At 75.8% G+C, this 13,547-nt stretch carries 1 protein-coding gene; it reads left to right on the top strand.

The annotated features are described in order from the left end of the window. Nucleotides 1-28: 28 nt before the first annotated feature. The coding region (locus AC3EVP_RS35260) for an amino acid adenylation domain-containing protein (protein ID WP_435137425.1) at nt 29-13,547 on the top strand (13,519 nt) is incomplete at its 3' end.

The following is a 13,547-nucleotide window of genomic DNA, read 5'->3' on the forward strand; positions in this document are numbered from 1 at the left end:
CCCGCCCACTTCTTTCGGAGGTACCCCCATGTCCCGTCGCGAACGAGAAACCCTTCCCCTGACCGCGGCGCAGCGGGAGATCTGGCTCGCCGAGCAGAGCTCCCGCACCCCGATCCCGGGCTACCGCGTCGGGGAGTGCCTGGAGATCCACGGTCCGGTCGACCCGGAGCTGTTCGACACCGCGCTGCGCCGGGTGGTCGACGAGGTCGACGCCTTGCACGTGACCTTCACCGACGACGGCGACGGCCCGCGCCAGGTCCTCCGCGACAGCTGGGACTGGGCACCGGTGCACCTCGACCTCGCCGCTGAACCGGTTCCCCGGGCCGCGGCCACGGCATGGATGGAACAGGACCTGGCCCGCCCGCTGGACCCCGCCCGCGACCCGCTCTTCGGCCACGCGCTGATCCGGCTGTCGCCCACGGAGTTCCTCTGGTACCTCAACTACCACCACCTGGTGCTGGACGCGATCAGCAGCTCCATGGTCCGGGCGCGGGTCGGCGAGGTGTACTCGGCGCTCGCCGAGGGCGGCGCCGTGCCGCCCTGCCCGTTCGGCCCGCTGCGCGACCTCGTCGACAGCGACACCGCCTACCGCTCGTCCGCGGACTTCACCGCCGACCGCGCCTACTGGACCGGCCGCTTCGCCGACCTGCCCGCCCCCACCCGCCTCACCGACCGCGGTGCCACCGACCCGCACCTGGCCCTGCGGGTGACCGGCGAGCGGGAACTGCGCCGCCCCGAGGCGCTGCGGGCGGCCGCGGAACGGGCCGGCGTCCGCTGGTCCCGGCTGGTGGTCGCCGCGACCGCGCTCTACGCCCACCGGCTCAGCGGCGCCCAGGACGTGGTGCTCGCCCTGCCCGTCACCGCCCGCCGGGGCACCGGCCGCGAGCTGATGTCCGTACCCGGCACGATGTCCAACGTGGTGCCCCTGCGGCTGACGGTCCGCCCGGACATGCCCTGGGGCGAACTCGTCGCCCAGGCGGCACGCGAGGTCGAGTCGGCCGTCGCACACGAGCGCTACCGCAGCGAGGACCTGCTGCGCGACCTCGGCGCGCCCGGCGGCATCGGCACGGCGTTCCCGCTGATCGTCAACATCATGGCGTTCAACGCCCGGCCGAGCTTCGCCGGGCACCCCGCCTCCGTGCACCACTTCGTGTCCGGCTCGACCACCGACCTGGCCGTGTGGGTCTTCGACTACCGCGACGGCAACCCCCCGCAGCTCCGGCTGCACGGCGCGCCGCAGGCGTACGGGAACGACGACCTCGCCGACCACCAGCAGCGGCTGCTCGCCCTGCTGGAGGCCGTCGCGGACTGCGCCCCGGACGAGCCGGTCGGCCGGGTGGAGCTGCTGTCGGCGGGGGAGCGCGGGGTGGTGGCGGGTTGGGGCACCGGGCCCGTGGTGGAGGCTCCGGTGGGGGGCCTGGCGGGTCTGTTCGCCGAGCGGGTGCGGCGGGCTCCGGGTGCGGTGGCGGTGGTGTGTGGTGGTGTGGCGCTGACGTATGCGGAGTTGGATGCGCGGGTGGGTCGGTTGGCGGGGGTGTTGGCGGGGCGGGGTGTGGGGCCGGAGCGGTTGGTGGCGGTGGTGTTGCCGCGGTCGGTGGATTTGGTGGTGGCGTTGCTTGCGGTGGTGCGGGCGGGTGGGGCGTATGTGCCGGTGGACCCGGGGTATCCGCGGTCGCGGGTCGCGTTGATGGTGGGGGATGCGCGGCCGGTGCTGGTGGTGACGGATACGGCTACGGCGGCGGGGTTGCCGGAGCTCGGCGGGGTCGGGTCTCTGGTGCTGGATGATCCGGCGACGGCTGCCCTGGTGGCGGGGTCGGAGGTGGTGGAGCCGGTGGCGGTCGATCCGGCGCATCCGGCGTATGTGATCTACACGTCGGGTTCGACGGGGCGGCCCAAGGGCGTGGTGGCCACCCACGGCGGACTGCTCGACCTGCTCGCCGACCCGGGCATGGCGCAGTTCGCGCCGCCGTCGGCGGACCGGCCGCGGATGCGCGTCGGCCTGACCACCTCGGTGTCCTTCGACGCCTCCTGGAACCAGTTGCTCGCCCTCTTCACCGGCCACGAACTGCACGTCCTGGACCACGCCACCTTCACCGACCCCGAGGCCCTGGCCGAGTACGCCGCGAGCCGTGGACTCGACTATGTGGAGGCCACCCCGTCCTACCTCCGGGTCCTCGTCGAGCACGGGCTGCTGGACGACCCGCGGCACCGCCCCCGGCTGGTGGCGGCGGGCGGCGAGGCCGTACCGGAACAGCTGTGGGAGCGGCTGCGAGCTGCTGACGGGACCGCCTGCCTCAACCTCTACGGGCCCTCCGAGTGCACCGTCAACGCGGTGACCGCACCGGTGGGTTCGAGCCCGCGGCCGGTCATCGGCCGCCCCGTCGCCAACGCCCGGCTGCATGTGCTCGACGGCGGCCTGCGGCCGGTGCCGGCGGGCACCGCAGGGGAGCTGTACATCGCGGGACCGGGGTTGGCGCGCGGCTACCTGGGGCGGCCCGGGCTGACGGCGGGGCGGTTCGTGGCCGACCCCTACGGTCCGGCCGGCAGCCGGATGTACCGCACCGGCGATCTGGTGCGGTGGGACGCGGACGGGAACCTGGAGTTCCTCGGCCGCGGCGACGACCAGGTCAAGGTGCGCGGCTTCCGGATCGAGCCCGGCGAGATCGAGGCCGCGCTCACCGGACTCCCGCAGGTCGCGCGGGCCGTGGTCATGGCGCGTGCCGAGGAGGAAGCCCGCCTGGTCGCCTACGTCGTGCCCGCCGCGGGGCGGAGCGTCCGCGCCCAGGACCTGCGGGCCCACCTGCGCGAGCGGCTGCCGGCGTACATGGTGCCGTCGGTCTTCGAGGTGCTGGACGCCCTGCCGCTGACCCCCAACGGCAAGCTCGACCGCCGCGCCCTCCCGGCCCCCGGGCCGCGGCCCGCCGCACCGGGCCGCGCACCGCGCAACCCGGCCGAGCACCTGCTGTGCGGGCTGTTCGCCGAGGTGCTCGGCGTCGCCGAGGCCGGGCCGGACGACAGCTTCTTCGACCTCGGCGGGCACTCCCTGCTCGCCACCCGGCTGGTCGCCCGGGCCCGGTCCGTGCTGGGCGTGGAGCTGGGACTGCGCGACCTGTTCGACGCGCCGACCCCGGCGGGACTGGCGGCCGCGGTCGGCGCCGCCGGTCGGGCGCGCCCGGCGCCGGCCCGGCGCGAGCGGCCCGCGGCGGTCCCGCTGTCCTTCGCGCAGCGCCGGCTGTGGTTCCTGCACCGCATGGAGGGCTCGAGCGCCACCTACAACATCCCGCTGGCGCTGCGGCTGTCCGGGGAACTGGACCGCCGGGCCCTGGAAGCCGCCCTCGCGGACGTCGTCGAGCGGCACGAGAGCCTGCGCACCGTCTTCCCCGTGGCCGACGGCACCCCCTGCCAGCACGTGCTGGACCCCGGCGCGGCCCGGCCCCCGCTGCCGTTGACCGACGTCGACGCGCGCGACCTGCCGGACCGGCTCGCGCGGGCCGCCCGCCGCGGCTTCGACCTCGCCGAGGAGCCGCCGCTGCGGGCCGGACTCTTCCGGCTCGGCCCGCAGGAGCACGTCCTGCTGCTGGTGGTGCACCACATCGCCGCCGACGGCTGGTCCACGGGGCCGCTCGCCCGCGACCTGGCCACCGCCTACGCCGCCCGCAGCGCGGGGGAGCGGCCGAGCTGGGCGCCGCTGCCCGTCCAGTACGCCGACTACGCCCTGTGGCAGCAGGACCTGCTGGGCGACGGAACCGATCCCGGCAGCCTGATCGGCAGCCAACTTGCCTACTGGCGCGACCGGTTGGCGGACCTGCCCGAGCAGGTCGAGCTGCCCTTCGACCGGCCCCGCCCCGCGGCGACGACCTACCAGGGCGCCCAACTGCCGCTGCGGATCGACGCCGACCTCCACCGCGACCTGCGCGCCCTCGCCCGCGACGGCGGCGCCAGCCTCTTCATGGTGCTCCAGGCCGGCCTGGCCGCCCTGCTCGGCAAACTCGGGGCCGGCACCGACGTCCCGATCGGCACCCCCGTCGCCGGACGCACCGACGAGGCCCTGGACGACCTGGTCGGCTTCTTCGTCAACACCCTGGTGCTGCGCACGGACCTGTCCGGCGACCCGGCCTTCACCGACCTGCTGGAGCGGGTGCGCACCGGCGCCCTGGCCGCCTACGCGCACCAGGACCTGCCGTTCGAACACCTCGTGGAGGCCCTGAACCCCACCCGCACCCTCGCGCACCACCCGCTCTTCCAGACCCTGCTGACCTTGCAGAACGCGCCGTCGGCCGGCTTCGAACTGCCGCGGCTGAGCGTGAGCTGCGACCTGGTGCCCACCGGCACGGCCAAGTGCGACCTCACCTTCGTCCTGGCCGAACAGCCCGGCGAGGACGGGCTGTCGGGCGTCGTGGAGTACAGCACCGACCTGTTCGACGCGGCCACCGTCCGCGACATCGCCGACCGCTGGCTGCGGCTGCTGCGCGCCGTCGCCGCCGACCCCTCCCGGCGGATCGCCCGGATCGACGTGGTGTCCGCCGACGAACTGCGGGCCCTGCTGCCCGCCGCCACCGACCAGGACGGCGACCTGCCGCGCACCGCGCTGCCCGCGCTGTTCGAGCGGCAGGTGCGGGCCGACCCCGCCGCGCCCGCCCTCACCGACGGCGCCACCACCCTGACCTACGGCGAGCTGAACGCCCGCGCCAACCGGCTCGCCCACGCCCTCATCGGCCGGGGCGCGGGCCCCGAGCAGCTGGTGGCGCTGGCCCTGCCGCGCTCGGCGGACCTGGTCGTGGCGGTGCTCGCCGTCCTCAAGGCCGGCGCCGCCTACGTACCGGTGGACCCCGGATACCCGGCCGCCCGGATCGCCTACCTGCTCAAGGACACCCGGCCCGCGCTGCTGGTGACGACCGGCCAGGTCCCCGAGCTGCCCGAGGCCGGCGGCCTGGAGCGCCTGCTGATGGACACCGCGGACCTCGACACGCTGCCCGAGGACGACCCCGGCGTCCGTATCGACCCCGGCCACGCCGCCTACGTCATCCACACCTCCGGCTCCACCGGCGACCCCAAGGGCGTGGTGGTCCCGCACCGCAACGTGGTGCGGCTGTTCACCGCCACCCGGGAGCTGTTCGGCTTCCGCGCCGACGACGTGTGGACCCTCTTCCACTCCTACGCCTTCGACTTCTCGGTGTGGGAGCTGTGGGGCCCGCTGCTGCACGGCGGCCGCCTGGTGGTCGTGGACCACGAGACCAGCCGCACGCCCGGCCGCTTCCTCGACCTGCTCGCCCGCGAACAGGTCACGGTGCTCAACCAGACGCCCTCCGCCTTCTACCAGCTGATGGCCGCCGACGCCCAGGCCCCCGGAACCGGCCGCCGACTCGCCCTGCGCACCGTGGTGTTCGGCGGCGAGGCCCTGGAGCACGCCCGGCTGGCCGACTGGTACGGCCGGCACCCGCAGGACGCGCCGCGCCTGGTCAACATGTACGGCATCACCGAGACCACCGTGCACGTCACCCACGCGGCCCTCGACCACTCCGGCACCGCCGCCGGCCAGATCGGCACGGCCCTGCCCGACCTGCGGACCTATGTGCTCGACAGCGGACTGCGGCCGGTGGCCCCGAACGTGCCCGGCGAGCTGTACGTCGCCGGCGCGGGCCTGGCGCGCGGCTACCTCGACCGGCCCGGCCTGACCGCCGGGCGGTTCGTGGCCGACCCGTTCGGGGCGCCCGGGACGCGGATGTACCGCACCGGCGACGTGGTGCGCCGCGCCGCGGACGGCACCCTGCGCTACGTCGGCCGCGCCGACCAGCAGGTGAAGGTGCGCGGCTTCCGGATCGAGCTCGGCGAGGTCGAGGCGGCGCTCGCCGCGCACCCCGGCGTCGCCCAGGTCGCCGTCCTGGCCCGCCGGGACCGCGCCGACGACACCCGGCTGACCGCCTACCTGGTCCCGGCCGACCGCACCGCGCCCGACCCCGCCGACCTGCGCGCCCACCTGCGCGAACAGCTGCCGGCGTACATGGTGCCGTCGGCGTTCGTCGTACTGGACGCCCTGCCGCTGACCGGCAACGGCAAGCTCGACCACCGCGCCCTGCCCGCCCCCGGCCCCGCCCCCGCGACCGCCTCCCGCGCCCCGCGCACCCCGCGGGAGCAGATCCTCTGCGAGCTGTTCGCGGAGGTCCTGGGGGTGGCGTCGGCCGGCGTCGAGGACGGCTTCTTCGACCTGGGCGGGCACTCGCTGCTCGCCACCCGCCTGGCCGCCCGGGTCCGCGCCACGCTCGGCGTGGAGATGCCGCTGCGCACCCTGTTCGAGGCGCCGACCCCGGAGGGCCTGGCCGCCGCCCTGACGGCGGCCGGCCCGGCGCAGACCGCGCTGGCCCGCCGCGAGCGGCCCGCGGCGGTCCCGCTGTCGTTCGCGCAGCGGCGGCTGTGGTTCCTGCACCAGCTCCAGGACGGCGGCGCGAACTACCACATCGCGCTCGCCTGGCGGCTGTCCGGGGACCTGGACCGGCGGGCCCTGGAAGCCGCCCTCGCCGACGTCGTCGAGCGGCACGAGAGCCTGCGCACCGTCTTCCCGGCGGTGGACGGCGTACCGCACCAGCGGGTGCTGCCCGCCGAGGCCGTCCGCCCGCCGCTGCCCGTGCACGCGACCACCGAGGCCGAACTGCCGGCCGCCCTGGCCCGGGCGAAGGACCGCCCGTTCGACCTGGCGGCCGAAGTGCCGCTGCGCGCCGGGCTGTTCGCCCTCGCAACCGACGAGCACGTGCTCCAGCTGGTGCTCCACCACATCGCCGGCGACGGCTGGTCGCTGGGCCCGCTCACCCGGGACCTGACCGCCGCCTACGCGGCGCGCCGCCGCGGCGAGGCCCCCGCGTGGGCACCCCTGCCGGTGCAGTACGCCGACTACACCCTGTGGCAGCACGACCTGCTCGGCGACGCCGCCGACCCGGACAGCCTGCTCGCCGGGCAGGCCGCGTACTGGACGCGGGAGCTGGCCGGGCTGCCGGAACTGCTCCACCTGCCCACCACCCGGCCCCGCCCGCCCGTCGCCTCGCACCGCGGCGGCAGCGTCGCCGCCGGGCTGGACGCCGAACTGCACCGCGGACTGCGCGAGCTCGCCCGCGCGCACGGCACCAGCCTGTTCATGGTGCTCCAGGCGGCGCTGGCGGCCCTGCTGAGCAAGCTGGGCGCGGGGGACGACATCCCGATCGGCAGCCCCGTCGCCGGCCGGACCGACCAGGCGCAGGACGACCTGGTCGGCTACTTCGTCAACACCCTGGTGTTCCGCACCGACACCTCGGGCGACCCGACGTTCGCGGAACTGCTGGCCCGGGTCCGGGACACCGCGCTCGGCGGATACGCCCACCAGGACCTGCCGTTCGAGTACCTGGTCGAGATCCTCAACCCCGCCCGCTCCCTGGCGCACCACCCGCTCTTCCAGGTCATGCTGGTGCTCCAGAACGCGCCCCGGGCCGACTTCGCCCCCGCCGGACTGCGGGTGGCCGAGGTGCCGCCCACCTCGACCACCGCCAAGCTCGACCTCGTCCTCACCCTGTCCGAGCGCCTCGCGGCCGACGGCACCCCGCAGGGCATCGACGGCTCCGTCGAGTACGCCGCCGACCTCTACGACCCGGCCGCCGTCGAGGAGCTGGCCGACCGCTGGCAGCGGCTGCTGCGCGCCGCGGTCGCCGACCCGCAGCAGCGGATCAGCCGGGTGGAGCTGCTGTCGGCGGGGGAGCGCGGGGTGGTGGCGGGTTGGGGCACCGGGCCCGTGGTGGAGGCTCCGGCCGGGGATCTGGCGGGTCTGTTCACGGCGCAGGTGCGGCGGGCTCCGGGTGCGGTGGCGGTGGTGTGTGGTGGTGTGGCGCTGACGTATGCGGAGTTGGATGCGCGGGTGGGCCGGTTGGCCGGAGTGTTGGCGGGGCGGGGTGTGGGGCCGGAGCGGTTGGTGGCGGTGGTGTTGCCGCGGTCGGTGGATTTGGTGGTGGCGTTGCTTGCGGTGCTGCGGGCGGGTGGGGCGTATGTGCCGGTGGACCCGGGGTATCCGCGGTCGCGGGTCGAGCTGATGGTGGGGGATGCGCGGCCGGTGCTGGTGGTGACGGATACGGCTACGGCGGCGGGGTTGCCGGAGCTCGGCGGGGTCGGGTCTCTGGTGCTGGATGATCCGGCGACGGCCGCTCTGGTGGCGGAGTCGGAGGTGCTGGAGCCGGTGGCCGTTGATCCGGCGCATCCGGCGTATGTGATCTACACGTCGGGTTCGACGGGGCGGCCCAAGGGCGTGGTCGCCACCCACGGCGGACTGCTCAACCTGCTCGCCAACCAGCTTCCGCTGATCTTCCGGGCGAAGCGGCGGATGCGCGTCGGCCTGACCACCTCGGTGTCCTTCGACGCCTCCTGCGACCAGCTGCTCGCCCTCTTCGCGGGCCACGAACTGCACGTCCTGGACGAGGCGACCTGGACCGATCCGGACGCCTACCTCGCCTACGCCGCGCGGGTCGGCCTGGACACGGTCGGCGGCACCCCCTCCTACCTGCACGTCCTGGTCGAGCACGGCCTGCTGGACCACCCGCGGTGGCGCCCGTCGATGGTGGGGCTCGGCGGCGAGGCCGTTCCCGAGCCGCTGTGGGAGCGGCTGCGCGCGGCCGACGGGGTGCTCTCGCTGAACTACTACGGGCCCTCCGAGTGCACCGTGGACTGCGTCTGCGCGCCGCTCGCGTCGAGCCCGCGGCCGGTGATCGGCCGGCCGCTCGGCGGCACCCGGCTGCATGTGCTCGACGGCGGCCTGCGGCCGGTCCCGCCCGGCGTGGCCGGTGAGTTGTACGTCGCCGGCGCGGGTCTGGCGCGCGGCTACCTCGACCGGCCCGGCCTGACCGCCGGGCGGTTCGTGGCCGACCCCTACGGTCCGGCCGGCAGCCGGATGTACCGCACGGGCGACCTGGTGCGGTGGGGCGCGGACGGGAACCTGGAGTTCCTCGGCCGCGGCGACGACCAGGTCAAGGTGCGCGGCTTCCGGATCGAGCCCGGTGAGATCGAGGCCGCCCTCGCCGCACACCCGCAGGTCGCACGGGCCGCCGTGGTCGTACGCTCCGACCGCGGCCAGGACGCCCGCCTGGTCGCCTACGTGCAGCCCGCAGCCCGGGAGCAGTCCGCAGCCGGGGAACAGTCCGCATCCGGGCAGCCGCTCGCAGCCGGGCAGCCGCCCCGGGCGGAGGATCTGCGGGCCCACCTGCGCGGCCAACTGCCGGACTACATGGTGCCGTCCGTGTTCGTCCTGCTGGACGCCCTGCCGCTGAACACCAGCGGCAAGCTCGACCGGCGCGCCCTGCCCGTGCCCGAGGCCGCCGCGACCGGGGCCGGCCGGGCACCGCACACGCCCCGGGAACAGGTCCTGGCGGGCCTGTTCGCCGAGGTGCTGGGCCTGCCGCGGGTCTTCGCCGACGACGACTTCTTCGACCTGGGCGGGCACTCCCTGCTCGCCACCCGGCTGGTCGCCCGGGTCCGGGCGACCCTCGGCGTCGAACTGGAACTGCGCGCCCTGTTCCGCACCCCCACGGTGGCCGGGCTGGCCGCCGGCCTGGACGGCGCCGACCGGGCCCGGCTCGCCCTGGGGCGGGCGGAGCGGCCCGCGGTGGTCCCGCTGTCCTCCGCGCAGCGCCGGCTGTGGTTCCTGCGCCAGGTGGAGGGCGCCGACGCGGTCTACAACATGCCGCTGGCGTGGCGGCTTTCGGGCCCGCTGGACCTGGCGGCGCTGGAAGCGGCGCTCGGCGACCTCACCGAGCGGCACGAAACGCTGCGGACGGTCTTCCCGGCCGCCGACGGCGTGCCCCGCCAGCAGGTGCTGGCCGCCGCCGCGGCGTGCCCGGCGCTGCCGCTCACCCCGGCCGGCGAGCAGGACCTGCCGGGCCTGCTGACGGCGGCCGCTGCGCGCTCGTTCGACCTCGCGGCCGAAGTGCCGCTGCGCGCCGAGGTGTTCGAGCTCGCCGCGGACGAGCACGTGCTGCTGCTGGTCATGCACCACATCGCCGGGGACGGCTGGTCGCTGGGCCCGCTGGCCGCGGACCTGGCCACCGCGTACGCGGCGCGCCGCCGCGGCGAGGCCCCGCAGTGGTCCCCGCTGCCGGTGCAGTACGCCGACTACACGCTGTGGCAGCGCGACCTGCTCGGCGACCCCGGCGACCCCGACAGCCGGTTCGCCGAGCAGCTCGCGTACTGGCAGCGGCAGTTGGCCGACCTGCCGGAGCAGATCCGGCTGCCCGCCGACCGCCCCCGCCCCGCGGCCCCCTCCGACGCCGGCGGCCACCTGGCCGTCGAACTGGACGCCGACCTGCACGCCGGGCTCGTCCGGCTCGGCCGGGAACACGGCGCCAGCGTGTACATGGTGCTCCAGGCCGCCCTGGCCGCCCTGCTGGACAAGCTGGGCGCGGGGAACGACATCCCGGTCGGCAGCCTGATCGCGGGCCGCACCGACCAGGCGCTGGACGACCTCGTCGGCTTCTTCGTCAACACCCTGGTGCTGCGCACCGACACCAGCGGTGACCCGGCCTTCGCCGAGCTGCTGGTCCGGGTCCGCGAGGCCGCGCTCGGCGCGTACGCGCACCAGGACCTGCCGTTCGAGCACGTCGTCGAGGCCCTCAACCCGTCCCGGTCGGCCGCCCACCAGCCGCTGTTTCAGGTGCTGCTCGCGCTCCAGAACGTGCCCCGCACCGAGTTCGCGCTGAGCGGCCTGACCGCCGACGTCCTGCTGGTGCGGACCCCGACGACCATGTTCGACCTCGGCTTCCACCTGCTGGAGCGCGACGGCACCGGCGGCCCGGCCGAGGGCATCGTCGGACGCGTCGAGTACCGCACCGACCTGTTCGACGCCGCCACCGTGGAGGCACTGGTCGCCCGGTGGCTGCGGCTGCTGGCGGCCGTCGTCGCCGACCCGGCCCGCCCGCTGAGCCGGATCGACGTGCTGACCGCCGAGGAGCGGCACGAACTGCTCGTCGCCCGCAACGCCACCGCCCGCCCGCTGCCCGCCACCACGCTGCCCGCGCTGTTCGAGGCGCGGGTGCGGGCCACCCCCGGGGCCCCCGCGGTGCTGTGCGAGGACACCGCGCTGACCTACCGCGAGCTGAACCGCCGGGCCAACCGCCTGGCCCACGCGCTCCTCGAGCGCGGCGCGGGCCCGGAACGGATCGTCGCCCTGCGGCTGCCGCGCTCGGCCGAGCTGGTGGTCGCGATCCTCGCGGTCCTCAAGACGGGCGCCGCCTACCTGCCGGTCGACCCGGACTACCCGGCCGCCCGCATCGCGTTCATGCTGGCGGACGCCCGCCCGGCCGTGGTGCTCGACGACCTCGCGGACCTCGACCCGGCCGGGGAGCTTCCCGAGCACGACCCCGGCGTCCCCGTGGACCCCCGGCACCCGGCCTACGTCATCTACACCTCCGGCTCCACCGGCCGGCCCAAGGCCGTGGTGATGCCCGCCGCCGGCCTGCTGAACCTGCTGGCCTGGCACCACCGGGCCGTCGGCGGCGAACCCGGCACCCGCACCGCGCAGTTCACCGCGATCAGCTTCGACGTCTCGGTGCAGGAAGTGCTCTCCGCCCTGCTCTACGGCAAGACGCTGGTGGTGCCGACCGAGGAGCAGCGCCGCAGCGCCGAACTGCTCGCCCACTGGCTGGACCGGCACCGCGTCGAGGAGCTGTTCGCGCCCAACCTCGTGGTCGAGGCACTGGCCGAGGCCGCCGAGGAGTCCGGGCTCGCCCTGCCCCACCTGCGGTTGGTCGCGCAGGCCGGCGAGGCGATGCGGCGGGGACCCGCCGTGCGCCGCTTCCACGCCGCCCGGGCCGGCCGGGTGCTGCACAACCACTACGGTCCGGCCGAGACCCATGTCATCACCGCCTACCCGCTGCCGGCCGACCCCGCCGACCGCCCGCAGCCGGTGCCGATCGGCCGCCCGATCGCCAACTGCCGGACCTACGTGCTCGACACGGCGCTGCGGCCGGTGGCCCCCGGCGTGCTCGGCGAGCTGTACCTGGCCGGAACCGGCCTGGCCCGCGGCTACCTGGACCGGCCGGGGCTGAGCGCCGGGCGGTTCGTCGCCGATCCGTACGGCCCGGCCGGCACGCGGATGTACCGCACCGGCGACCTGGTGCGCTGGCGGGCCGACGGCGAGCTGGAGTTCGCCGGCCGGGCCGACCACCAGGTCAAGGTGCGCGGCTTCCGGATCGAGCCGGGCGAGATCGAGGCCGAACTGACCGCGCACCCCGGCGTCGCCCAGGTCGCGGTGCTGGCCCGCGAGGACCGGATCGTCGCGTACGTCGTGCCCTCCGACCCCGCCGCGGCGAGCGCCGGGACGCTGACGGCGCACCTGCGCGAGCGGCTGCCGCAGTACATGGTGCCGTCCGCGTTCGTGCTGCTGGATGCTTTGCCGCTGACGCCGAACGGGAAGCTGGACCGGGCGGCGCTGCCCGCGCCCGAGGTAGCGACCGCGGGCTCCTCCCGCGCCCCGCGCACCCCGCAGGAGCAGATCCTGTGCGAGCTGTTCGCGGAGGTGCTGGGCCTGCCGCGGGTCTTCGCCGACGACGACTTCTTCGCGCTGGGCGGGCACTCCCTGCTCGCCACCCGGCTGGTCTCCCGGGTCCGGGCGACCCTCGGCGTCGAACTGGAGCTGCGCGCCCTGTTCCGCGCCCCGACCCCCGCCGGGGTGGCGGCCGGGCTGCGGCACGCCGAGGTCGCGCGGCAGGCCCTGGTGCCGCGGCCGCGCCGTGAGCCGATGCCGCTGTCCTTCGCGCAGCGCCGGCTGTGGTTCCTCCAGCAGTTCGGCGCGCCGAGCGCCACCTACCACATGCCGCTGGCGCTGCGGCTGTCCGGCGACCTCGACCGGGCCGCGCTGAGCGCCGCCCTCGCGGACGTGGTGGCCCGGCACGAGACGCTGCGCACCGTCTTCCCGCACACCGCCGGAATCCCGCGCCAGCGGGTGCTGGAGGCCGCCGAGGTCCCGGTCCGGCTGGCCGTGCGCACGGCCGGCGCGGCGCAGGTGCCCGCCCTGCTGCGCGCGGCCGCGGTGCGCGGCTTCGACCTGACCTGCGAAGTGCCGCTGCGCGCGGAGCTGTTCGCCCTCGCGCCGGACGAGCACGTGCTGCTGCTGGTCATGCACCACATCGTCGGCGACGGCTGGTCCATGGGACCGCTCGCCCGCGACCTGGCAGCCGCCTACACCACCCGGCTCGGCGGCGCGGCGCCCGTGTGGCCGCCGCTGCCGGTGACCTACAGCGACTACACCCTGTGGCAGCACGACATCCTGGGCGACGAGCACGACGACGGCTCCGTGTTCGCCCGCCAGGTCGCCTACTGGAAGGAGGCGCTGGCCGGGCTGCCCGAGCAACTGCGCCTGCCCGCCGACCGGCCCCGCCCGGCCGCCATGTCGTACGGCGGCGACGTGCTGGAACTGCGTGTCGACGCCGAACTGCACGCGGCGCTGGTGGAGTTGGCGCGCGGTAGTGGGGCGAGTCTGTTCATGGTGCTCCAGGCGGCGTTGGCGGCGCTGTACACGCGGCTGGGTGCGGGCACGGACATCCCGG

Source organism: Actinacidiphila sp. bgisy144 (assembly GCF_057708105.1).